Origin of the sequence: Burkholderia metallica, assembly GCF_001718555.1 — a bacterium.
GTDB classification, from domain to species: Bacteria; Pseudomonadota; Gammaproteobacteria; order Burkholderiales; family Burkholderiaceae; genus Burkholderia; species Burkholderia metallica.
Map to the genome: position 1 here is coordinate 586,201 of NZ_CP013403.1, position 23,921 is coordinate 610,121.

The window sequence follows — 23,921 nt, forward strand, 5'->3', positions numbered from 1 at the left end:
TGGCCTCAGCGGGTTTCGAGTGCGGGTTCGGCAACCGGCGTCGCGGCAGCCGGGGCGCCCGTCGCACGGCGTTCGAATTGCATCGCCGAATCGGCGAGCGGGCTGAACTTCAGCGATGCGAGATCGCGCACGTAGTTCTGGTGGAACTTCCACGGCTTGCGGTGGCCCTGCTTCGGCAGGATGCCGGCCGCGCGCTGGATGTAGCCCGAACTCAGGTTGACGGCCGGCACGTCGCCGATGTCGCCGGCCCCGAGCCGCGGCACGCAGGTGTCGTAGCCGTTCGCACGCATGTGGTTCAGCAGCCGGCACACGTAGCGCGCGATCAGCTCGGCCTTCAGCGTCCACGACGCATTCGTGTAGCCGAACGACGACGCGAGGTTCGGCACGCCGCTGTACATCATGCCCTTGTAGGACACCGTCTCCGGCAGGTCGACCGGGCGGCCGTCGACCGTGACGCGCGCGCCGCCGAGCAGCTTTACCTTCAGCCCGGTCGCGGTGACGATCACGTCGGCGTCGAGCTGCTGGCCGCTCTTCAGCTGGAGGCCGGTCGGCGTGAAGCGCTCGATCTCGTCGGTGACGATCGATGCGCGGCCCGCGCGGATCGCCTTGAACAGGTCGCCGTTCGGCACGAGGCACAGGCGCTGGTCCCACGGCATGTAGCGCGGCGTCAGGTGCTTCGCGACGTCGAAATCCGGCCCGAGCTGCTTGCCGGCCGCGCGAATGATGAATTTCTTCGTCTGCTCGGGCTTGCGGCGCGACACGTTGTACAGGTAGATCGTCAGCAGTACGTTCTTTACGCGTACGAGCCGGTGCGCGAGCCGCGACGGCAGCACGCGGCGCAGCGCGTTCGCGATCTTGTCGCGCGCGGGCAGCGACACGATGTAGGTCGGCGAGCGCTGCAGCATCGTCACGTGCTGCGCGTCGGCCGCCATCGACGGCACGAGCGTGACGGCCGTCGCGCCGCTGCCGATCACGACGACGCGCCGGTTCGCGTACGCCAGGTCCTTCGGCCAGTGCTGAGGATGCACGAGCGTGCCTTCGAACGTGTCCATGCCGGCCCAGTCGGGCCGGTAGCCGGCGTCGTAGTCGTAGTAGCCGCTGCACATGAACAGGAAGCGGCATGTGTACACGAGCGTGTCGGTCGCACCGTCCCGCGTGCGCTCGACGTGCACCGTCCAGCGCGCGCGGTTCGAGTCCCAGTCGGCCGCGACCACCTTCTGGCCGTAGCGGATCGTCTTGTCGATGCCGTACGTGCGTGCGGTGTCGCGGATGTAGTCGAGGATCGTCTGGCCGTCCGAGATCGCCTTGTCGCTGTGCCACGGACGGAAGCTGTAGCCGAGCGTGAACATGTCGGAGTCCGAACGGACGCCCGGATAGCGGAACAGGTCCCACGTGCCGCCGATCGCGTCGCGCGCCTCGACGATGGCGACGCTCGCATCCGGGCAGCGCCGTTTCAGGTGATAGGCGGCGCCGATGCCGGACAGGCCGGCGCCGACGATCAGCACGTCGAGGTCGTGGCCGTCCGGGCGGGCGCCGCGGGCGGGCGGCGCGTCGCGCCGGTCGGTCGTCGTCGAGGTCATGCGGGGTCCTTGGTCGGGGTGGTCGGGTGCGCGGCCGGGGCGGCCGCACGTTCCAGATTGCGGGCGCGGGCGCGCCGCACGTGGCGCAGCATCAGCCACTGGTAGCCGGCGCCGAGCAGGCGCGCGATCTTGTCGAGCCGGCGCGCGTCGGCGCCGACGAGCACGCGGCGCGCATTGCGCTCGACCCCCGCGAGGATCTGCCGCGCGGCGTCGTCGGCCGTCGTCGTGTTGATCAGGCGGTTCGCCTGGCGGCGATGGGTCGCTTCGTCCTGGCCCGTCAGTGTGTGGATGCTGGTGTCGACGCGGCTCGCGTCGACGATGTTCGTCGCGACGCCGCCCGGATGCACGCAGGTCGCGCTCACCGGCGCGCCGTCGAGTTCGAGTTCCATCCGCAGCGCCTCGGTGAAGCCGCGCACCGCGAACTTGGTCGCGTTGTACGCGCTTTGCGTCGGCATCGCGACGAGGCCGAACAGGCTCGACGTGTTGACGACGTGCCCGTCGCCCGACGCGCGCAGATGCGGCAGGAACGCCTGCGTGCCGTGCACGACGCCCCAGAAGTTGATGCCGACGATCCATTCGAGATCGGCGATGCGCGCGGTTTCGGCGCTCGCGGCCAGCGACACGCCCGCGTTGTTGAAGATCAGGTTGACCTTGCCGTGCTCGGCGCGCACGAAATCGGCCCACGCGAACACCGCGTCGCGGTCGGCGACGTCGAGCCGCCGCGTGCTTGTGCGCACGCCGTGCCGCGCGCAGGCAGCCGCCGTGCCGGCGAGCCCGGTTTCGTCGATGTCGGCGAGCGCGACATCGCAACCGCGTCGCGCGAGTTCGACCGCAAGGCTGCGGCCCATGCCCGAACCGGCGCCCGTGATCGCGGCGACCTTGCCGGAAAACCCGTTCATCCGTTGCTCCTCCCGTTCCGCTTGTGCTGCACCGGCGGCGCGTCTATTGTGGTGTTGGTCGTCACCACTTTAGTTTTCGGGTGTCCTGATGTCAAATAGCGGAATGGAGAAAGCACTCGAAACGGAAAAACGGGGCCGCGCATATGGCGGCGTGGCGCCCGAGGTGCGGGCCGCCGAGCGCCGCGACGCGCTGATCCGCGCGGCGACGCGCGTGTTCGGCACGGTCGGGTTTCGCAAGGCGACCGTGCGGTCGATCTGCCAGGAAGCGAAGCTGAACGATCGCTATTTCTATGCGGCGTTCGACAGCACCGAGGATTTGCTGCGCTGCACCTACCTGCATCACGCGCAGCAACTGCACGACGCGGTCGCGCGGGCGGTGGCCGAGCGCGGCGGCGATCTGCACGCGAGCGTCGATGCGGGGCTCGCGGCGTTCTTCGCGTTCCTGCGCGACCCGTGCGCGGCGCGCGTGCTGCTGCTCGAGGTGATGGGCGTGAGCGCGGACACCGACATGACCTACCAGCGCATGCTGATCGACTTCGGCAAGCTGATCATGGCGATCGGCGCGCCGCGCGAAGCGGCGACGCCCGCGGAGCGCACCGAGCAGCGGCTGATCGGGCTCGCGCTGGTGGGCGCGATGACGAACGTCGGCGCGGCGTGGCTGCTCACCGACTATCGCGATCCGGAGGCGCAGATGGTGGCCAGTTGCAGGAAGGTGCTGCTGGGGACGTTGCGGGAGCAGGATTGAACCGGAGCGGCGCGAGACGGCGGCGCACGTTCAATTTCGAGACCAAATTCGGACTATAATCGGTCCTGTTGCGGCCATGCTGGACGGTGCTCCCATGAAATTCTCTACCCAGGTCAAACCCATCAGCTATCTCAAGAGCCATGCGGCCGAGATCGTCAAGGACATTTCGGAGAGTCGCGAGCCGATGCTGATCACCCAGAACGGCGAAGCGAAGCTCGTCGTGATGGATGTCAAGTCGTACGAGGAGCAGGAAGAGACGCTCGCGCTTCTCAAGCTGATTGCACTGGGCAATCGGGAGATCGATCAAGGCCACTTTCGTCCGGCCGAGGATGTCTTTGCCGATCTCGACAAGGACGACGATCAATGACACTTCGTGTCGTTATCCTTCGTTCGGCGGAAGAAGATCTGAAGGTGTTGAAGCGCTATCTCGTTTCGAATTTCGGCGCGGAAATCTGGCGAGCAGGCTATGGCCAGATCAAGGATGCCATTGCATCGATTCGCGCTTTTCCGAAACAGGGCAGGACTCCCGACGAGCTTGCGAATATCGACGTCGGTCAATATCGGCAGGTCGTTGCCGGAATGAATCGCATCATTTACGAAGTGCGCGCCGATACCCTCTATGTCCATATCGTCTGCGATACGCGGAAGGATCTGAAATCGTTGCTTATGAGAAGGCTCATGCTTGCTCATTGAAGCAGATCGGAACTTCACTCGCCATTCGCGCGTTTCGATCCGCGCGCTTGCACGTTCCGGCCCGCACGTTCTCGTCGACGGGCACGACTGACTCGATCGATGCATTGCTATCGCGCGTTGCGGGCCACCGACCGCTTGCCGGACGCGCGGCGCTCGGCGGGGATAATTTTCGCGTTTGTCGCGCCGGCGCCGATCCTCCCCTTCATCGCGTCGATGAACGCGCGCACCTTCGGCGACGGCAGACGCGTCGACGGAAACACCGCATGAATCCCCGCCGGCGCCGAGCGCCACGCAGGCAGCAGCCGCACGAGCCGGCCGGCCGCGATGTCCTCCGCGGTTGAGAAATCCGTCAGCAGGCCGAATGCGCCGCCGGCCAGCACGATCGCCCGGCAAGCCGTCGCGGTGTTCGACACGAAATGCGGGATGCAGCGCACCGACGCGCTGCCCCCGTTCGCACTTTCAAGCTCGACCGTGTGCGGACGCGCCAGCGTCGACAGCATCACGAACGGCAGCGCGGCGAGCGCATCCGGATCGCGCGGCAGCCCGTGCCGCGCGACGAACGCCGGGCTCGCGACCAGCCATTTCTCGTACGTGCCGAGCTGCACCGCGCGATAGTTCGAATCGGCGAGGCGGCCGATGCGGATCGCGACGTCGAGGTTGTCCGCGACGAGATCGACCACGCGATCGTTCGCGATGAGTTCGACATCGAGCCCCGGATGCGCGTCGCGCAGCGCGACGACGGCCGGCGCGACGACCTGCGCGCCGTAGTCGATCGGCACGCTCACGCGCAGCGTGCCGCGCAGCGGCCCCGCGTCGGACGACACCGCGTCGAGCGCGCTTTCGGCGGCGCGCACGATGCCGCGGCACGCGTCGTAGAACGCGCGCCCCGCGTCGGTCACGCTCAGCCGGCGCGTCGTGCGCACCAGCAGGTTCGCGCCGACCTCGGATTCGAGGCGCTGCATGTGGGTGCTGACGACCGTCTTCGCGAGGCCGAGCCGCTCGGCCGCGGCCGTCAGCGAGCCGGCATCGACCACCGCGACGAAGATCGCCAGCCGGTTCAGGTTCACGTCGCGCAAGTCGGCCATCGTCGATTGTCCTATGGGAAAGGATAATGTTTCATCGATTATCCGTCTTCTGGTGACGAACGGCGAGCGCTACGCTGCAGGGGTTCGTCGCCGACTCCCGGCGACGCGAGATTCCGGAGCGTTTTCCATGTCTGCTTCCCGCCAGCCCGCCTCGCCGATCCGTGTGTATTCGTTCCTGCTGTCCGGGCACGCGCATCGTGTCCGGTTGTTCCTGTCGCTGCTCGGCTTGCCGTCCGAGACCATCGACGTCGATCTCGCGGCCGGTGCGCAGCGCGAACCGGCGTTCCTCGCGCTCAATCCGCTCGGGCAGGTGCCGGTGATCGACGACGGCGGCACGGTGATCGCCGATTCGAACGCGATTCTCGTGTACCTCGCGAAGCGCTACGGCGACGCGCACTGGCTGCCCGACGACCCGGTCGGCGCGGCCGTCGTGCAGCGCTGGCTTTCGTATGCGGCCGGCCCGATCGCGTCCGGCCCGGCGGCCGCGCGGCTCGTGACCGTGTTCGGCGCCCAGCTCGACCCGGAGGCCGCCAAGCGCACGGCCGCGAAGGTGCTCGACGTGATCGACCGCGAGCTGGCCGCCAAGCCGTTCGCGGCCGGCGCGCAACCGACGATCGCGGACATCGCCGCGTACACGTACATCGCACACGCACCGGAAGGCGGCGTGTCGCTCGAACCGTATCCGCACGTGCGGGCGTGGCTCGCGCGCGTCGAGGCGCTGCCGGGCTTCGTCGCGATGCCGACGACGCGCGCGGGCCTGCTCGCCGCGTAACGCCAGCCGAAGCCACGCCTGCCCACGGAGAACATGATGAACGCCCCGACCGCCGTCGTACCGGGCTGGGAACTCGACACCGCGCCGTTTCACGCGGGCGAGCTGGCCGTGCAGCAGCGCGCGGGCGTGACCGAGGCCGCGGGTTCGGCCGGCCGGCGCGGGATCCGGCGCTTCATGCCGGACCAGCACCGGACGTTTTTCGCGCAACTGCCGTTCTTCGTGCTTGGCGGTGTCGATGCGCACGGCCAGCCGTGGGCGACGCTGCGCGCCGGTGAGCCAGGGTTCGTGACGTCGCCCGATGCGCGCACGCTGCGCATCGCCGCGCACGCGCTGCCCGGCGATCCGCTGGCCGGCGCGTGGCGCGCGGGCGCGCCGCTCGGCGGGCTCGGCATCGAATTCGATACGCGGCGGCGCAATCGCGTGAACGGTATCGTGCGCGCGGTCGACGGCGACGTGCTGACGATCGCGGTCGAACAGAGCTTCGGCAACTGCGCGAAATACATCCAGGGTCGCAAGCCGACGTTCGTCGCGCGCGATGGCGATGCGCAGGTCGAGCCCGACGTGTCGGAACGGCTGAACGACGCCGATCGCGCGCTGCTCGCGCAGGCCGATACGTTCTTCGTCGCGAGCGCGAACACGTCGGCGGACGCGGGCGCCGCGCGCGGCGCGGACGTGTCGCATCGCGGCGGGATGCCGGGCTTCGTGCGCGTCGACGACGCGCGCACGCTGACGACGCCGGATTTCAGCGGCAACCGCTTCTTCAACACGCTCGGCAATTTGCAGCACGATCCGCGCACGGGGCTGCTGTTCGTCGATTTCGACAGCGGCGACCTCATGTATGTCGCCGCGCGCGCCGAGATCGTGTGGGACGGGCCGCTCGTCGCGTCGTTCGACGGTGCGCAGCGTGTCGTGCGGTTCCACGTGCGGGAAGTGCGACGCATGCGCGCGGTGCTGCCGTTCCAATGGTCGGCGGTCGAGCGCGCGCCGCAGTTCCCGGCGATGGCGGCCGCCGCGGGTGGAGCGGTGGCGACGGCGGCCGCTTCGGTGCCGTCCGCATCGGCACCGGTATCGGCACCGGCGTGGCGGCCGCTGCGCATCGCGAAGATCGTCGACGAAGCGCGCGCGATCCGCTCGTTCCATTTCGAAGCGGCGGACGGCGGCGCATTACCTGCCTACGAAGCCGGCCAGCACCTGACGCTGCGCGTCGCGCTGCCGGGCGGCGATTCAGCGGCGATCCGCAGCTACACGCTGTCCGATGCACCGGGCGGCGCGCATTACCGGATCACCGTGAAGCGCGAAGGACGCGTATCGGCGTGGCTGCACGATCACGCACAGGCGGGCATGACGCTCGACGCGCAGATGCCGCGCGGGCGCTTCACGTTCGATCTCGCGAGCCCGCGTCCGGCCGTGCTCGTGTCGGCCGGCATCGGCATTACGCCGATGATCGCGATGCTGCGCCGCGCGCTGGCCGACGCCGCACCGTCGCGCCGCGTGGTGTTCGTGCATGGGGCGCGTGAAGCGGCCGACCGGCCGTTCGCGGCGGAACTGGCGCGTATCGCGGCCGCCGATGCGCGGCTGTCGCTCCACTGGTTCGACAGCCGCCCGCACGACGGCACGGCAGCGCGGGCGGGCCGCATCGACATCGCGCAACTGAAGCGGCTCCTCACGTTCGACGACTACGACTTCTACCTGTGCGGGCCGGCCGCGTTCATGCGCGACCTGTACGACGGGCTGCGCGTGCTGAACGTGCCGGACGAGCGCATCCGTTTCGAGGCGTTCGGGCCGTCGAGCGTCGCGCGCAGCGCCACCCGCGCGGCCGGCCTGCCGGCGGTGGCGGGCGTGCCCGTCGTGTTCCGGCGCTCGGGGCGTGAAGCCGCATGGACGCCCGCCGACGGCACGCTGCTCGAATTCGCGGAAGGGCAGCGCGTGGCCGTGCCGTCCGAATGCCGCTCCGGTTCGTGCGGCACGTGCGCAACGCGCGTGCTGTCCGGCGCGGTCGCCTACGACTCGGCGCCCGACGCGCCGGTCGCACCCGGCTGTGCGCTGCTGTGCGTCGCACGGCCCGCGCAAGGGGCCACGGCGTCGCTCGTGCTCGACCGCTGACGGCGCCTGCGACACGCCGCCGCAGACGGCCTGCTGCGCGAAAAGCGCACGCAACTGCTGCTTTTTTCGGAGACCGGTTGGATCGACGATAGCGTCAACCGATTCGATGAAAGGAGCGTCATCATGAAACTGCTCGGCATGATCAAGCTGGTCCTGTGGAGTTTCTTCGGCGTGCGCAACAGCAAGGCGCACGCGGCCGATCTCGCGAACGTCAACTTCACGCTGCTGCCGTTCGTCGCGATCATCCTCGCGGTGCTCGTCGGTGCGGTGATTTACGGCGTCGTGCATCTGGTCGTCGATCCGACCGTGACGATGCAGGGGTTCTGACCGGCAGCCGGATCGCGAGCGGGGGAACGTGCCCGCTCCGCTCGCAGACCGCGCGGCCGCGCACGAATGCGCTGGCCCGTATGGGCACCGTCGCCGTGCCGGACGAATCCCGCTTCCCCCCATTTCGCCCGATTCCAGGGCGTTCAGCCCCGCCCGGGGTAAAATGCGCGCCGCGCCGCGATGTCGCGCGCGACGGGCATGCCGCCGTTCCAGCGAACGGTGCGCGCAAATGCGTCGCGCCCGCACCGAGGCGTTCGAAGCGTCCCCCGCATGACAAGACCGCGCGATGCCGCCGGCCGCCCGACACGCCCCCGACGAACCGTCGACGGCTGCGTCGGTTCCCGGCGCGTCACCTGAATCCGATGTCCCATCCTGCGTCTTCCCGACCGGTCGGCCCGCGCGCGTGCCGTGTCGTCCGATTCGTCGGATGAATATCGTGCCGACGCCCGCGTCCGGCGCTCGGGCGCGGAGCCGTTCGCGGGCGCGCGCTTCGCAGCATTCGTAATGCAGCTTCGTAACGTGTTTCGACAGGGTCGAGTGGCGAGTTTTCCATCCAGAACAATGACGGTGAATAGAACAACAGCGTCGCGCGCAAGGCGGCGGCGCGCGAAGGTCGGACTTGGCGTCGGTGTCGGCATTACGCTTTTCGCGGTGCAGGCCGCCGCGGCGCAGGGCGACACGCCGGCGCCGGACGCCGGAGCGGCCGGCGGCGCGACGCTGCCGACGATCACGGTGAGCGGCGAGCGCGGCAATGCGCTGCGCGTGCGCAATGCATCGGTCGCGGGGCTCGACGATGCGCCGCTGCGCGACACGCCGGCGTCGGTGAGTGTCGTCACGCGTGCGCAGCTCGACGACCAGCAGGCGAAGCGGTTGAGCGACGTCGTGCGCAACGACGCGTCGGTCGTCAACGACTATGCGCCGGTCGGCTATTTCGAAGGTTTCGCGATCCGCGGGTTTCCGGTCGATCTGGCGAGCGCGATCCGGATCGACGGGCTGACGGTGTCCGGCGAGCAGAACGTGCCGCTCGAGAACAAGGAGCGCGTCGAGATCCTGAAAGGGCTCGCGGGCATCGACAGCGGTGTCGTCGCGCCGGGCGGCGTGATCAACTTCGTGACCAAGCGCTCCGCGAACGTCGCGAGCGTGACGGGCGGCGTCGACAGCCGCGGCTCGACGTCGGCGGCCGTCGATCTCGGCCGCCGCTTCGGCCCCGACAATCAGTTCGGCTTCCGGATCAATGCCGCGAAGGAGAACATGCACTCGTATGTCGACGGCACGAACGGACGGCGCACGTTCGGCTCGATCGCCGCCGACTGGGACATCAGCCCGCGTGCGAGCCTGCAGCTCAACGCCGAATTCCAGCAGTGGATCCAGCGTTCCGCGCCCGGCTACCAGTTGCTCGGCGGCACCGTCGTGCCGTCGGTCAAGACGACGTCGAAGGCGCTCGGCACGCAGCCGTGGGCGAAGCCGGTGACGACCGACGCGCTGAACCTGAACGCACGCTTCGACTACCAGTTCAACGACGACTGGAAAGCCTACATCGCCGCCGGCCGCAGCCGCACGATGATCGACGACAACAGCGCGTTCGCATACGGCTGCTCGTACGCGGCCAGTTGCGCGGCCGGCACGACGTCGCCGTTCTTCTTCGGCGCGAACGGCGACTACGACGTGTACGACTTCCGCAGCCCCGGCGAATACCGGCGCAACGACGATCTGCGCGCGGTCACGACGGGCAAGTTCGCGACGGGCCCGCTGCGGCACGAGCTGACGCTCGGCGTGAGCGTGCAGCGCCGCGTCGTGAGCATGGCCGACGCCGTGTACGACTACGTGGGCAGCGAGAACATCTACGGGCCCGACGTGACTTTCGCGCCTTCGCCGAATTCGCCGGGGCCGTCGTATCCGCGCCTCGATGCGTGGCAGTACGGTGTGTTCGGGCTCGACCGCATCAGCATCGGCGAACACTGGCAGGTGCTCGCGGGCGGCAAGGAAGTGCTGCTGCGCCAGCGCAGCTGGAGCAGCCTTGACGGCGATGCGACACATACCGACCGCTCGGTGTTTCTGCCGCAGGTCGCGCTCGTCTACAAACCGGTGAACGTGCTGTCGCTGTACGCGTCGTACAGCAAGGCGCTGTCGCTCGGCGACCAGGCACCCGTGCGCGCGACCAACGCGTATGCGTTCCTGCCGCCCGTCGAATCGCACCAGTTCGAGCTCGGCGCAAAATACGACTGGCTCGACCGGCTGAGCCTCACGGCCGCGGTGTTCTCGATCAGCAAGCCGTTCCAGTTCGCCGATCCGGACGCATCGGGTACGAGTTACACGTTCGTGCAGCGCGGCACGCAGCGGCACCAGGGGATCGAACTCGGTGCGGCCGGGCGCGTGACCGAGCGGTTGGGGCTGACCGCGAGCGTCGCGGCGATTCGCGCGCGGGCCTACGATTCCGGGTCGCCGGCGTACGAAGGGCACCAGATCATCAACGTGCCCGCGTTGCGCGCGTCGCTGTACGCGAACTACGCGGTGCCGGGCGTCGCGGGGCTGAACGTGCTGGGCGGCGTGGAGTACAGCGCGGCCCGCAACGCGAACGAAGAGGGCACCGCGCGCGTGCCGTCGTGGTTCGTGTTCAATCTCGGCGCGCGCTACACGACGAAGATCGGCGGCCATCGCACGGTGTTGCGCGTGTCGGTGGACAATCTGTTCAACAAGTTCTACTGGCGCGACGCGGGCGAGCAGCAGGGCGATGCGTACCTGTTCCCGGGTGCGCCGCGCACCGCGCGCGTGTCGTTGACCTATGATTTCTGATCGTCCGGAACCGGCCGCGTGACGCGCGGCCCCGGCAGCCAACCTGGAGAGCACAGACGATGTCCCCACTCGAAATCGCCGGCGTGATCGTCAGCGCGCTCGCGATCTGGCTGACCGCGAAGCGGCGCATGCTGTGCTGGCCGGTCGGGCTCGTGTCGGTCGCGCTGTACGGCTGGATCTTCTTCGACGCGAAGCTGTATTCGGACATGCTGCTGCAGGGCGCGTTCGCGGTGCTGCAGGTGTACGGCTGGCAGCGCTGGCTCGCGCAGCGTGCGCGTGAAGCCGAAGGCGGCGCGGCGCCGGCGGGCGACGTCGCACCCGTCACCGGCGTGCGGCCGATGCAGATGCTGCCCGACCTGGTCGCGGCCGTCGTCGGCAGCGCGCTGCTCGGCGGCATGATGGCGCGCTGGACCGATGCGGCACTCCCGTTCGTCGATGCCTCGCTGACCGCGTTCAGCCTCGTCGCGCAATACTGGACCGCGCGGCGCTACATCGCGTCGTGGGGGCTGTGGATCGTCGTGAACGTCGTGTACGTCGGGATGTTCGTGTTCAAGGAACTGTATCTGACGGCCGGACTCTATGCGCTGTTCATCGGGCTCGCCGTCGTCGGCTGGCGCGACTGGAGCCGCACGGCCGCGGCGCTGCGCGCGGCGGCCGGTGGTGCGCTGGCGACGGGCGGCGGCGCGCGCTGATTCGCGCGCCGATTCGGATTCAACTACGGAGCAACGTCGTTCATGTCATTCCCACTCGAGCCGGACGGAAACCTGTCGCGTGAGGTCGCGCCGCCGCAATTCGGCGTCGACGGCGAGCAGGCCGAACGCGACTGGCCGCTGATGACGCACGACGAGGTGGCGGCGGTGCTCGCACGGATCGACGGCGCCGGCGAGCCCGCGCGGCTCACCTGGCACAGCCCGCGGCAGTTCGCGGCGGCCGTGCTGGTGCAGATGACGGACGGCCGCGGGCTGTTCGTCAAGCGTCATCACGTGAGCCTGCGCGATGTCGAGGGGCTCGAGGAAGAGCATCGCTTCATCGCGCATCTGCGCGAACGCGGGATGCCCGTGGTTGACATCCTCGCGGCTCGCGACGGTGCGACCGCATTCGCGTCCGGCGAGTGGACCTATGAAGTGCACGTGCGCGCACCGGGTGTCGACCCGTATCGCGGCGTGATGTCGTGGCAGCCGTTCACGCATCCGTCGCACGCATACGCGGCCGGCCGCGCGCTGGCCGAACTGCATCGCGCATCGGCCGGCTACGATGCGCCGGCGCGGCCCGTGCGGACGCTGCTGTCGAGTTTTCGTGTGCTGTCGTCCGCCGATCTGGCGGGCGCGCTCGAACGCTGGGTCGACGCGCAGCCGCTGCTCGTGCGTGCGCTCGGCGCGCGCAACTGGCGCGGCGACGTGGCCGACGCGATCGGCCCGTACCATGCGCGGCTCGTGCCGCTGCTGCCTGCGCTCACGCCGTTGTGGACGCACGGCGACTGGCATGCGTCGAATCTGTTGTGGACCGAGGCGGGGCCCGGCGCACAGGTGCGGACCGTGCTCGATTTCGGGCTGGCGGATCGCACCTGCGCGGTGATGGACCTCGCGCTAGCGATCGAGCGCAATACGGTCGACTGGATGGCGCCGGCCGATGCGCGCCGCGTCGAATACGCGCAGATCGACGCGCTGCTCGACGGCTACGAATCGCTCGAGCCACTGGGTGACGAAGCCTATGCGGCGCTGGTCGCGCTGCTGCCGATCGTGCATACGGAGTTTGCGCTGTCGGAAGTCGCTTATTTCGGCTGCATCATCGATGCGCCGGCGATCGTCGACATCGCGTACGACGGTTACCTGATCGGGCATGCGCGGTGGTTCGGCGAGCGCGACGGGCAGCAATTGCTCGACTGGCTCGTGCAGCGCCGGCGCGCGAAGCAAGGGATCGTTTGATCTCGAGAGCGCGCTGATCGCTTCGCCCGGCGGTGGTTGATCGGTCGCTCGAATCATTATTGAATCGAACGTCGTCCGGACGGACTCGATGGGCGGTCGCACGCGAGTGTCGGAGACGCGCGCTTCAACGCAAGCGCGGTGGCGATAAATGAGCCAACTTCCTATCAACGGCCTGTACAGCAATCGTTGAGACAGCCGGGACTCACCTGAACGGTGACCTCACGGGTTTCCGATGTTGATTCGGTCGTGCTGCTGGCCGGATAAATTTGCGTTTTTATCTGAAATGGTGCGTTTATCAGCCCATCGTCTATGACGGCCTTTGCCACCGCGGCGGCGCGTTTCGTTGCAAGTCGATCGGGGGTGGTTTCGTTCCTGGATGCGCTGCCAATTATGTCGACCCAGTTTTGACGCGGATGTCTGGTATTGACTTCCGAGACCCATTGCTCGATTCGAAGTTTCTCGGATTGGGTGAGATCGGGACTGTTGGGCGGAAAGGCCACGAAAAATTGTTGCGATGGCAGATTCTGCGGTCCCTGGCATTCTGCTGAAGCGTCCGTGGTAAAAAAGGATAGAACTGAAAATATGGAGAGTGATAACGCAATCAAGATCTTCATGCTCAGTTCGACTCCTTACTCCGCAAATAAATCTTCGCCGTAGATCACGAATCCGGTGAGTGTATCCGCATTTCTCAATGCGAGGTCGGGATTGGCTCTTGCCCATGCGGTCGCTGTAGGGTCAAGTCCATATCGAGGGTCGCTGCTGCCGAAGGTATCGGCGAAATGTGTTACTTCGTGGATGAGCGTGGATAGCCGAGAATCTCCGAACATATTCTGATCGCGCAAGCCGGTGCAAAATTTCGTGGCAATGCTTACAAGCCTGCGCTCCGTGTTGGGGCCGCAGACATGAGCAGCCTCGTTTTCAATGTTGTTCATATTCGGGACGCAGCCTAGCATTCTATCGAGATTCGGATCGCTTCGAACGAAGTGGTGTGGCGTTAACGTTTTAAGAACGGAAAGGTGACGTGAGAAGCCACTGATAAGATATTGCCGTGTATTGTCGTCGCATCTATTGAACCAATGGATCATTCTTTCTTTTGTTCTTTCGTCGTACCGTCTCAGGTCTGTGATTCTTCGATCAACTAGAATTATGGACCATTTAAGCAGTCTCATTACCATAATTCTGAATTCTCTGTTGGTCATGTTCGGGCAAATGGGTGTTGTGTTGATGTAGACATGAACCATCGACCCTGGATTCGTGTTGGTGACAGCGCCGGAATGAACGAGAAACCATTCCTTGTCTTCGTCAGAATCAAAGTCGTACGCGTTGTGATTCGTGAAATTGTTCATTTCCTTAAATGTTCGCTGGATAGATTTTAAAGAGTGCAGCCCAATCTGGGTCATGAGGTGACATGATTGCGTTCGCGTTCCCGCAACCTTGAACGGTCATCTTTTCAAGTGAAAATGTCCATAGAACTTGTTCGAAATTTTGGAATGGGAAATTATTTTCTGTGATTCTGACGGGACCGAATTGAATGTGATGGCATCATCGGATTCGAACACCAGGCCGATGTCATCGGCCTGTACCACGCGCGGCTCGTGCGTGCGGAGTTCGTGCCGTCGGAAGTCGCTTATTTCGGCTACATCACCCATGCGCCGGCAATCGTTGATATCGTGCGACGGCTGCCTGATCGGGCATGCGCGCTGGTTCAGCGAATCGGATGGGCAATACTGAAAACGGGGTGAAGGTTTTTGCAATGAATAATTCGGATTGCGCGATCAAGAATGCTGATGGCATAACTGGTTATATTGAAACATTTGACAGGGTTATTATCCAATGATCATCACACGGGGGTTGAAATTTTTTCTGTCGGCTCTGACAATCCTGGTGTTCGCATTCTTCGGTGGACCGGCTGTCGCCTGTACTATCGGAGAGGAGGCGCAGATCCAACTGCCGTTCAATGCCACTGATATTTCCAATGCCGACAGGCTCGCAATAGCCAATATCGTGATTGAGGCGAAGAAATGGACCGATGTGGAAATTCAAGCGGTCGTGATTGCGGGTGCATATAAAAGTGAAAGGAATGTAGAGGGATTGAAGGAGATCCGAGCCGGTAGCGTTAAAGCGTACCTGCAGCAACTTGGCATCAAGAGCGAGAACATATTGATTGACAAGAAGACGTTCACAGATGAGATGGTGGTTAAGCATCCCGACGGCACGATGACGATCCATCAAATCGTGATCGAGTTGACGCCGATATGTAAGGGCAGTTGCGCGGGGCTTTGCGATGATCCTCGCGTGACGCCGACAAGCAAGGCGATCAAGTAATTTCAGTGCAGTGTGGCGCCGTATCGGCTGGGCTTCTTTTTCTTGCAATCAAACACGAGACCGAGACGTTTCGCGCTGGCGTCGCTCACCGCGCGCGTGACACTCGCTGTTAGCTCGTGCGCGAAGCCATAGGTTCCGGCGCTCGCTGGCGAGCGTTGCTGGACAACTTCTGCATGTCATTTGTGACGTGCGCCGCCCACGTATTCATGAACGGAATACGTTGCGCTGGCGGGTCGGTGTAGTGACACACCGCTTCATCCAATTGCTGCGCGCTCACGCGCTGCCGCCCCGAAGATGACGGAAATATCATCTTCGCCTCATGTTCGCACTGCGGCCTGACCGTAGCATCGGTCGCAAACCGTTACCGCAGAACCGAACATGCTCAAGCTCAACCTCGTCGTGGCCGTCATCTTCGCGATGGCCGCGACGGCTCATGCGCAGCCGTCGCCAGCGCCGGCGACGTGCGGCAGCGCCGCGCCAATCGCCGCCCCGCCCCCCGACGCGCCCCCTGTTCCGCCGTTGACGCTCGCCGACGCGCTGTCGGTCGCCGCCCGCAACAACCCGGCGCTGCGCGGCGCGCGCGCCGACGTCGATGCGTCCGCAGGCGCGCTGCTGCAAGCCGGCGCACGCCCGAACCCGGAAATCTCGTTCCTGCAGGAAGGGTTTCGCCGCGCCGAACGCACGTCGACCGCGCTGATCAACCAGACGATCGAACTCGGCGGCAAGCGCAGCGCGCGCGTCGACGTCGCGTCGTACGGCAGGGAAGCGGCCGATGCGTCGCTCGACGAGCAGGGCGCCGTCGTGCGCGCCGAAGTGATCGCCGCGTTCTACGGGCTGCTCGCCGCGCAGCGCCAGCTTCAGGTGACCGAGGAGTCGGCCGCGATCGCCGCGCGCTCCGCAGATCTCGCGAGCCGCCGTGCGCAGGCCGGCAAGGTGTCGCCGGTCGAGGCGACCAAGGCGCACGTGGCGGCGGCGGGCGTGCAGATCGAAGTCGTGACCGCGCGCGGCCGTGTCGAGGTCGCACGTGAAAAGCTGAACGCGGTGATGGGCGAAGCGCGCGACGGCCGGGTGGCGGTGCTCGGCGATCTCGAAGCGGTGCCGCCGGTGGCGCCGCTGTCCGCGCTGACCGCACAGCTCGACGATGCGCCGCTCGCGCGGGTCGCACGCGCCGAGATGCTGCGCTCGAACGCGGCCGTGTCGCTCGAACGCGCGCGGCGCATTCCGGACGTGACGATCAGCGCGGGCGTGAAGCGCGTGACCACGGGCGGCGTGCCGGACAACCAGGCGGTGGTCGGCGTGTCGATCCCGATTCCGCTGTTCAACACGAACAAGGGCGCGCTGCTCGAGGCGACGCACAAGGCCGAGCGCGCGAACGCCGATCTCGATCGCGAACGCATGCGTCTGCGGCTGGAACTCACGCAGGCGTACGCGAATTTCGAAGCCGCCGCGCAGGAAGCGCAGCGGCTGAAGGGCGACATCCTGCCGGCCGCGCGCGTCGCACTCGACGCGATGTCGCGCGGCTACGAACTCGGGAAGTTCAGCTTCCTCGACGTGCTCGACGCGCAGCGCACGCTGTTCCAGGGCCAGTCGCAATACGTGCGCGCGCTTGCCGACGCACATACGGCCCGCGCCGACATCGGCCGGCTCGTCGGTACGCCGCTCGCACCGCTTGCACCGGTCGCGCAATAGCGCAACGGACGCCTCTTTTACCTGAAGGATCACCATGTCACGCAGCAGAATCCTGATCATCGCGGCGGTCGTGCTCGGCGGCGCCGGGATCGTCCTCGGCGCACTCGGCGTCACGCGCAACGGCGGAGGCGCGGCTGCGCCGGCCGCGTCCACCGCCTCCACGCCAGCTTCGTCGACCGAAGCCGCCGGCGAGCGTGGCGGCGTCGTGCTCAAGCGCGGCAAGCTGTCCGTCGAAATCGTGATGACTGAAAAGCCCGGCGATGCGCGCCTCGTCGTCTATCCGTTCGTCGACGGCAAGCCGGCCGACAAGGGCGTCACCGTATCCGGCACGCTGGTGCGCTACGACCGCACGCACGAACCGCTGCGTTTCGATGCGGGCGGCCAGAAGTTCGTGTCCGCGCAGTCGATTGCGAAGCCGCACGTGTTCGACGCGACGATCGACGTGAAGGCGGGCAGCGACGCCGCGTCGTTCCCGTTCGCACGCGCCGACGGCGCGATTGCGCTGACCGACGCGCAGCTCGCCGCTTCGAAGATCGCGCTCGCGAAGGCAGGCCCCGCGCAGATAGCGACGCCGTTCCAGTTGCCGGGCGAGATCAAGTTCAACGAGGACCGCACCGCGCACGTGGTGCCGCGCGTGGCCGGCATCGTCGAACAGGTATCGGTGTCGCTCGGGCAGAACGTCGCGAAGGGGCAGGTGCTCGCCGTGATCGCGAGCACCGATCTGGCCGACCGGCGCAGCGAACTGCTGACGGCCGAGCGCCGGCTGTCGGGCGCGCGCGCGACCTACGCGCGCGAACGCACGCTGTGGCAGGAGCGCATTTCGGCCGAGCAGGACTACCAGCAGGCGCAGGTGCAGTTGCGTGAAGCCGAGATCGCCGTGCAGAACGCGCGGCAGAAGCTCGCCGCGCTGAATGCGCCGGTCGGCGCGGGCGCGCTGAACCGCTACGAACTGCGCGCGCCGTTCGCGGGCACGATCGTCGAGAAGCACGCGACACCGGGCGAGGCGATTGCCGCCGACGCCAGCATGTTCGTGATTTCCGACCTGTCGACGGTATGGGCCGAGATGGCGGTGCCCGCACAGCGGCTGAACGACGTGCGGGTCGGTCGCGACGCGACGGTCGTCGCGACCGCGTTCGAATCGCGTTCGAGCGGCCCGATCGCGTACGTCGGGTCGCTGCTCGGCGAACAGACGCGCACCGCGCCCGCGCGCGTCGTGCTGCCGAACCCGGACGGCGTGTGGCGGCCCGGGATGTTCGTGAACGTGTCGGTCGACGCGGGCAGGCAGGGCGCGCCGCTCGCGGTCGCGACCGACGCGCTGCAGGACGTCGACGGCGCACCGTCCGTGTTCGTGCGCTCGCCGAAGGGCTTCGTCGCGCAGGCCGTCGAAACGGGGCGGCGCGACGAGCGTGCGACCGAAGTGCTGAAGGGGCTCAAGCCGGGCCAGGAATACGCGGCGTCGAACAGCTTCGTGCTGAAGGCCGAACTCGGCAAGGGGAGCGCGGAACATGAATGAGCGTGACGTATGCGCGGTGGCGCAACTCGCGGCCCGGTTCTTGGCCCGGTATGCGGCCCGCTTTCCGGCCCGCCGGGTGACCGGCCGGGCGGCTCGTCCGGTGCGGGCGACCGTGCCCCGCTTCAAGGAATCCCGCCATGTTTGAACGCCTGATCCGCTTTGCGATTGCGCACCGCTGGCTCGTGATGCTGGCGATCGCGGCGGTGGCCGCGCTCGGCGTATTCAGCTACCAGAAGCTGCCGATCGACGCGGTGCCCGACATCACGAACGTGCAGGTCCAGATCAACACGGCCGCGCCCGGCTATTCGCCGCTGGAGGCCGAGCAGCGCATCACCTATCCGGTCGAAACGGTGATGGCGGGCCTGCCGGGCCTCGAACAGACGCGCTCGATTTCGCGCTACGGGCTGTCGCAGGTCACCGTGATCTTCAAGGACGGCACCGACATCTATTTCGCGCGGCAGCTCGTCAACGAGCGCATCCAGGAGGCGAAGGACAAGCTGCCGCCCGGCATCGCGCCCGCGATGGGGCCGACGTCGACGGGCCTCGGCGAGATCTACCTGTGGACCGTCGAGGCCGACGCGGCCGCGCGCAAGCCCGACGGCACGCGATATACCGCGGCCGACCTGCGCGAGCTGCAGGACTGGGTCGTCCGCCCGCAGTTGCGCAACGTGCGTGGCGTGACGGAGGTGAACTCGATCGGCGGCTACGTGAAGGAATACCGCGTCGCGCCGAACCCGGCGAAGCTGATGTCGTACGGGCTCACGCTCGCCGACGTCGTGCGCGCGCTGGAGCGCAACAACGACAACGTCGGCGCCGGCTACATCGAGAAGCGCGGCGAACAGTATCTGGTGCGCGTGCCGGGCCAGGCACGCACCGTCGACGACATCGCGAACATCGTGCTGACCAACGTCGGCGGCGTACCGGTGCGAATGAAGGACGTCGGGCTCGTCGACATCGGTCGCGAGCTGCGCACGGGCGCCGCGACGTCGGACGGCGAGGAGGTCGTGCTAGGCACGGTCTTCATGCTGATGGGCGAGAACAGCCGCACGGTCGCGAAGGCCGTCGCCGCGAAGATGGAAGACGTGAACCGCACGCTGCCGTCCGGCGTGAAGGCGATTCCCGTGTACGACCGCACCGTGCTCGTCGAGAAGGCCGTCGCGACGGTGAAGAAGAACCTGCTCGAAGGCGCGATCCTCGTGATCGCGGTGCTGTTCCTGTTCCTCGGCAACCTGCGCGCGGCGCTGATCACCGCGCTCGTGATCCCGCTGTCGATGCTGATGACCTTCACCGGGATGGTCAACGCGAAGGTGAGCGCGAACCTGATGAGCCTCGGCGCGCTCGACTTCGGGATCATCGTCGACGGCGCGGTGGTGATCGTCGAGAACTGCGTGAGGCGGCTCGCGCATGCGCAGGCCGCCGCCGGCCGGCCGCTCACGCGCGACGAGCGCTTTGCCGAAGTGTTCGGCGCATCGCAGGAAGCGCGTCGCGCGCTGATCTTCGGGCAACTGATCATCATGGTCGTGTACCTGCCGATCTTTGCGCTGACGGGTGTCGAAGGCAAGATGTTCCACCCGATGGCGATCACCGTCGTGATGGCGCTCGCGGCCGCGATGGTGCTGACCGTCACGTTCATTCCGGCGGCCGTCGCGCTGTTCATCGGCGAACGCGTCGAGGAAAAGGAGAACCGGCTGATGGGCTGGGCGCGGCGCGCGTACGAGCCGGTGCTCGCCGCGTTCATGACGCGCCCGGCGCGCGTGATGCTCGGCGCGGGCGCGATCGTGCTCGTCACGCTCGGGCTGGCGACGCGGCTCGGCAGCGAGTTCATCCCGAGCCTGAACGAAGGCGACCTGGCCGTTTCCGCGCTGCGGATTCCCGGCACGAGCCTGTCGCAGTCGGTGGAGATGCAGAAGTCGATCGAGAAGACGCTGAAGGCGCGTTTCCCCGAGATCGAGCGCGTGTTCGCGCGCACCGGCACCGCCGAGATCGCGGCCGACCCGATGCCGCCGAACCTGTCGGACGGCTACATCATGCTGAAGCCGGCCGACACGTGGCCCGACCCGAAGAAGCCGCGCGACCGGCTCGTGCGCGAGATCGAGGACGCGCTCGCCGAACTGCCGGGCAACGCGTACGAGTTCTCGCAGCCGATCCAGCTGCGCTTCAACGAGCTGATCTCGGGCGTGCGCAGCGACGTCGCGGTGAAGGTCTTCGGCGACGACATGGCCGTGCTGAACCAGACGGGCGAGCAGATCGCGGCCGCGCTGCAGAAGGTGCCGGGCGCGTCCGAAGTGAAGGTCGAGCAGACCACCGGCCTGCCGGTGCTGACCGTCAACCTCGATCGCGACAAGCTCGCGCGCTACGGCGTGAGCGTGGCCGACCTGCAGGATTCGGTGGCCGCGGCCGTCGGCGGGCAGAAGGCCGGCACGCTGTTCCAGGGCGACCGCCGCTTCGACATCGTCGTGCGGCTGCCCGACGAGCTGCGCTCGGACATCGAGGCGATCAAGCGCTTGCCGATCGCATTGCCGGCGCCGGCCGCAGGCGCACGCGCACCGCTCGCGGCGGCGCCGTACGTGCCGCTCGCCGAGCTCGCGACGATCGACGTCGCGCCGGGCCCGAACCAGATCAGCCGCGAGGACGGCAAGCGGCGGGTGGTCGTCAGCGCGAACGTGCGCGGCCGCGACGTCGGCTCGTTCGTCGCCGATGCGCGCGAGCGGCTGCAGCAGGACGTGCGCGTGCCGGCCGGCTACTGGCTGTCGTGGGGCGGGCAGTTCGAACAGTTGCAGAGCGCGAGCGAGCGCCTGAAGCTCGTCGTGCCGCTCGCGCTGTTCATGGTGTTCGTGCTGCTGTTCGTGATGTTCAACAACGTGAAGGACGGGCTGCTCGTGTTCACCGGCATTCCGTTCGCGCTGAGCGGCGGTGTGGTGTCGCTGTGGCTGCGCGGGATTCCGCTGTCGATCACCGCGGCGGTCGGCTTCATCGCGCTGTCCGGCGTGGCGGTGCTCAACGGGCTCGTGATGATCTCGTTCATCCGCAACCTGCGCGACGAAGGGATGCCGCTCGACGCGGCGGTGCGCGAAGGCGCGCTCACGCGATTGCGGCCGGTGCTGATGACGGCGCTCGTCGCGTCGCTCGGCTTCCTGCCGATGGCGTTCGCGACCGGCACCGGCGCCGAGGTCCAGCGGCCGCTCGCGACGGTCGTGATCGGCGGTATCCTGTCGTCCACGGCGCTGACGCTGCTGGTGCTGCCCGTGCTGTATCGCGTCAGCCATGCGGTGTCGTGGCGCGCGGCGCTGCGGGGCAGCGTCGGCGGCGGCTTCGGCTCGGGCGTGCTGCGCCGGCTGGGTTTCTTCAAGGGTGATGCGTGATGCGAATTCTGATTGTCGAGGATGAACCGAAGACGGGCGCGTATCTGCGCAAGGGGCTGACCGAAGCCGGCTACGTCGTCGACTGGGTCGAGGACGGCATCACGGGCCAGCATCAGGCCGAGACCGAAGAGTACGACCTGCTCGTGCTCGACGTGATGCTGCCCGGGCAGGACGGCTGGACGCTGCTGCAGAACCTGCGGCGCAGCAAGTCGACGCCGGTGCTGTTCCTCACCGCGCGCGACGACGTCGGCGATCGCGTGAAGGGCCTTGAGCTCGGCGCCGACGATTATCTGGCGAAGCCGTTCGACTTCGTCGAACTCACGGCGCGCATCAAGTCGATCCTGCGGCGCGGCCAGCCGCGCGATTCGAACACGCTGCGCGTGGCCGACCTCGAACTCGACCTGACGCGCCGCAAAGCCACGCGGCAGGGCGACACGATCCTGCTGACCGCGAAGGAATTCGCGCTGCTGTGGCTGCTGATGCGCCGCGAGGGCGAGATCCTGCCGCGCGCGACGATCGCGTCGCAGGTCTGGGACATGAACTTCAACAGCGACACGAACGTCGTCGATTCGGCGATTCGCCGGCTGCGCTCGAAGATCGACGACGCGTACGACCCGAAGCTGATCCACACCGTGCGCGGGATGGGCTACGTGCTCGAAGCGCGCGGCGGCGCGGCCGCATGATCGCGCGCCTGCTGCCGCGCACGCTGCGCGGACGCCTGACCGCGCTGATCATCCTGTCGACGTCGGTGATCCTCGCGTCGAGCGGGGTCGCGCTGTACGAAGCGCTCAGCAATCGCGTCGAAACGACGGCGGCCGAGCAGATGGCCGGCATTTCCGCCGCGCTGGGCGCGCACCTGGGCGAAGCGCGCTCGACGGCGGACGTCGCGCGCAACACCGATATCTGGATCGACCAGTTGCACGGCCATCCGAACATGGATCTCGCGATCTACGACGCGACGGGCATGCGCCTCGTCGGCACGCCCGGCTTCCGGCCGGTGGCGCCGCTGCTGTCGCTCGACGCGGGGCGCGTGCCCGTCGGCGTCGCGCCGCCCGGTGCGCGGCAGCGGTATCTCGTGACGGTCGTGCCGCTCGCCGGCGCCGATGCGCCGACGGTGCGCGTCGCAGTGCAGTACGACCGCAGCGCCGACATGCTGCTGCTGCGCACGCATGCCTATACGATCGTCGTGATCGAGGTGTTCGGCGTGGTGCTCGCGGCGGCGATCGCGTACGGCATCGCGGCGCTCGGGCTGAGCCCGCTGCGGCGGTTCGCGGCGCGCGCCGAGCAGATGTCGACGAGCCGGCTCGCGCATCCGCTGCCGGCGCTCGATACGGCCGGCGAGCTGAAGGAGCTCGAGCATGCGTTCAACGGCATGCTCGAACGGCTGAACGAATCGTTCACGCGGTTGAGCCAGTTCTCGTCGAATCTCGCGCACGACATGCGCACGCCGCTCACGAACCTGCAGGCGGCCGCGCAGGTCGCACTGTCGCAGCCGCGCGGCGCGGATGACTATCGGAGCGTGATCGAGTCGAGCATCGACGAATATCAGCGGCTGTCGCGGATGATCGAGGACATGCTGTTTCTCGCGCGTTCGGAGCAGGCCGGCACGTCGATCGACGTGCGGCGGTTGAATGCGGCGGAGGAGGCGGAGCGGGTGGCCGGCTACTACGAGCCGCTCGCGGAGGATGCGGGCGTGCAGGTGAAGGTCGACGGCCACGCGTGGGTCGATGCGGATCTGACGCTGTACCAGCGCGCGCTGAGCAACCTGCTGTCCAATGCGCTGAGGTACGCGCCGCGCGGCAGCGTCGTGACGATCGACTGCGTCGAGCAGGGCGGCGCGACGACGATCGCCGTGTCGGATACGGGGCCCGGCATCGACGCGCGGCATGTCGGGCGGATCTTCGAGCGCTTCTATCGCGTCGATCCGTCGCGACACAATTCGGCGTCCGGAACGGGGCTCGGCCTCGCGATCGTCCGGTCGATCATGGACAATCACGGCGGCGAATGCGGCGTCGACAGCGATCCGGGCCGCCGCACGACGTTCTGGCTGCGCTTTCCGCGACGGCCGGCCGAGCCGAACCGGCCGGCCGCCATCCGCACCTGACATCGC

General features: G+C 67.3%; 20 protein-coding genes. 15 read left to right on the forward strand and 5 right to left on the reverse strand.

The window, feature by feature from the left end; all coding sequences use genetic code 11:
- Positions 1–5 precede the first annotated feature (5 nt).
- Positions 6–1,580, reverse strand: coding sequence for a flavin-containing monooxygenase (locus tag WJ16_RS22420; RefSeq protein ID WP_069259279.1), 1,575 nt, complete (start codon positions 1,578–1,580; stop codon positions 6–8).
- Positions 1,577–2,479 carry an SDR family NAD(P)-dependent oxidoreductase gene (locus WJ16_RS22425; RefSeq protein ID WP_069259280.1) on the reverse strand — a complete coding sequence of 301 codons (903 nt, stop codon included), beginning with the start codon at positions 2,477–2,479 and terminating at the stop codon, positions 1,577–1,579. Before WJ16_RS22425 ends, WJ16_RS22420 begins: the two co-directional genes overlap by 4 nt.
- A gap of 103 nt (positions 2,480–2,582) precedes the next feature.
- Between WJ16_RS22425 and WJ16_RS22430 the strand changes: the two genes are divergently transcribed.
- The 3 genes from WJ16_RS22430 (at position 2,583) to WJ16_RS22440 (ending at position 3,917) form a co-directional block, all read left to right on the forward strand.
- Positions 2,583–3,224 (forward strand): TetR/AcrR family transcriptional regulator, encoded by a 642-nt coding sequence (locus tag WJ16_RS22430; protein ID WP_226239862.1) that lies wholly within the window; start codon positions 2,583–2,585, stop codon positions 3,222–3,224.
- Positions 3,225–3,318: 94 nt separating this feature from the next.
- Complete coding sequence (locus tag WJ16_RS22435) at positions 3,319–3,591, forward strand: type II toxin-antitoxin system Phd/YefM family antitoxin (RefSeq protein ID WP_069259282.1); 273 nt, start codon at positions 3,319–3,321, stop codon at positions 3,589–3,591.
- Positions 3,588–3,917, forward strand: a complete 330-nt coding sequence (locus tag WJ16_RS22440) for a type II toxin-antitoxin system RelE/ParE family toxin (protein ID WP_069259283.1) — start codon at positions 3,588–3,590, stop codon at positions 3,915–3,917. Before WJ16_RS22435 ends, WJ16_RS22440 begins: the two co-directional genes overlap by 4 nt.
- Before the next feature lie 107 nt (positions 3,918–4,024).
- On the opposite strand, the gene WJ16_RS22445 is transcribed toward WJ16_RS22440, so the two are convergent.
- A complete protein-coding gene (locus WJ16_RS22445) occupies positions 4,025–5,002 on the reverse strand; it encodes a LysR family transcriptional regulator (protein ID WP_069259284.1) in 978 nt (325 codons plus the stop codon).
- 127 nt (positions 5,003–5,129) lie between these two features.
- On the opposite strand from WJ16_RS22445, the gene WJ16_RS22450 reads away from it, so the two are divergent.
- The 6 genes from WJ16_RS22450 to WJ16_RS22475 all read left to right on the forward strand — a co-directional run bounded on the left by WJ16_RS22450 (position 5,130) and on the right by WJ16_RS22475 (position 12,922).
- Complete coding sequence (locus tag WJ16_RS22450; RefSeq protein ID WP_069259285.1) at positions 5,130–5,774, forward strand: glutathione S-transferase family protein; 645 nt, start codon at positions 5,130–5,132, stop codon at positions 5,772–5,774.
- Between the two features lie 36 nt (positions 5,775–5,810).
- The gene (locus WJ16_RS22455) at positions 5,811–7,877 is read left to right on the forward strand and encodes a pyridoxamine 5'-phosphate oxidase family protein (RefSeq protein WP_069261084.1); all 2,067 of its coding nucleotides are present in this window, start codon (positions 5,811–5,813) and stop codon (positions 7,875–7,877) included.
- A gap of 123 nt (positions 7,878–8,000) precedes the next feature.
- Complete coding sequence (locus WJ16_RS22460) at positions 8,001–8,204, forward strand: DUF2970 domain-containing protein (protein WP_046549365.1); 204 nt, start codon at positions 8,001–8,003, stop codon at positions 8,202–8,204.
- Positions 8,205–8,765: 561 nt separating this feature from the next.
- A complete protein-coding gene (locus WJ16_RS22465) occupies positions 8,766–10,997 on the forward strand; it encodes a TonB-dependent siderophore receptor (protein WP_069259286.1) in 2,232 nt (743 codons plus the stop codon).
- 59 nt (positions 10,998–11,056) lie between these two features.
- Positions 11,057–11,689: a nicotinamide riboside transporter PnuC gene (gene pnuC / locus WJ16_RS22470; protein WP_069259287.1), complete on the forward strand. Its 633-nt coding sequence runs from the start codon at positions 11,057–11,059 to the stop codon at positions 11,687–11,689.
- 42 nt (positions 11,690–11,731) lie between these two features.
- Complete coding sequence (locus WJ16_RS22475; RefSeq protein WP_069259288.1) at positions 11,732–12,922, forward strand: phosphotransferase enzyme family protein; 1,191 nt, start codon at positions 11,732–11,734, stop codon at positions 12,920–12,922.
- 164 nt (positions 12,923–13,086) lie between these two features.
- Here WJ16_RS22475 and WJ16_RS33635 read toward each other — a convergent pair whose 3' ends face one another.
- Both WJ16_RS33635 and WJ16_RS33640 read right to left on the reverse strand, forming a co-directional pair.
- Positions 13,087–13,536 (reverse strand): OmpA family protein, encoded by a 450-nt coding sequence (locus WJ16_RS33635; RefSeq protein WP_084636104.1) that lies wholly within the window; start codon positions 13,534–13,536, stop codon positions 13,087–13,089.
- 15 nt (positions 13,537–13,551) lie between these two features.
- On the reverse strand, positions 13,552–14,322 hold the full coding sequence (locus WJ16_RS33640; RefSeq protein WP_236858372.1) for a M35 family metalloendopeptidase: 771 nt from the start codon (positions 14,320–14,322) through the stop codon (positions 13,552–13,554).
- 433 nt (positions 14,323–14,755) lie between these two features.
- Here WJ16_RS33640 and WJ16_RS22480 point away from each other — a divergent pair, with 433 nt between their 5' ends.
- From WJ16_RS22480 to WJ16_RS22505, 6 genes are all read left to right on the forward strand, one after another.
- Positions 14,756–15,247 carry an OmpA family protein gene (locus WJ16_RS22480; protein WP_157126847.1) on the forward strand — a complete coding sequence of 164 codons (492 nt, stop codon included), beginning with the start codon at positions 14,756–14,758 and terminating at the stop codon, positions 15,245–15,247.
- Positions 15,248–15,625: 378 nt separating this feature from the next.
- The gene (locus WJ16_RS22485) at positions 15,626–16,936 is read left to right on the forward strand and encodes a TolC family protein (protein WP_069259289.1); all 1,311 of its coding nucleotides are present in this window, start codon (positions 15,626–15,628) and stop codon (positions 16,934–16,936) included.
- Positions 16,937–16,970: 34 nt separating this feature from the next.
- Entirely contained in the window at positions 16,971–18,449 is a 1,479-nt protein-coding gene (locus WJ16_RS22490) for an efflux RND transporter periplasmic adaptor subunit (protein WP_069259290.1), read from the forward strand.
- 137 nt (positions 18,450–18,586) lie between these two features.
- Positions 18,587–21,811: an efflux RND transporter permease subunit gene (locus WJ16_RS22495; RefSeq protein ID WP_069259291.1), complete on the forward strand. Its 3,225-nt coding sequence runs from the start codon at positions 18,587–18,589 to the stop codon at positions 21,809–21,811.
- The gene (gene irlR / locus WJ16_RS22500) at positions 21,811–22,494 is read left to right on the forward strand and encodes a heavy metal response regulator transcription factor IrlR (protein WP_021157388.1); all 684 of its coding nucleotides are present in this window, start codon (positions 21,811–21,813) and stop codon (positions 22,492–22,494) included. The genes WJ16_RS22495 and irlR overlap by 1 nt, the downstream gene beginning before the upstream one ends.
- On the forward strand, positions 22,491–23,915 hold the full coding sequence (locus tag WJ16_RS22505) for a heavy metal sensor histidine kinase (RefSeq protein ID WP_069259292.1): 1,425 nt from the start codon (positions 22,491–22,493) through the stop codon (positions 23,913–23,915). The genes irlR and WJ16_RS22505 overlap by 4 nt, the downstream gene beginning before the upstream one ends.
- The last annotated feature ends 6 nt before the right edge of the window (positions 23,916–23,921 follow it).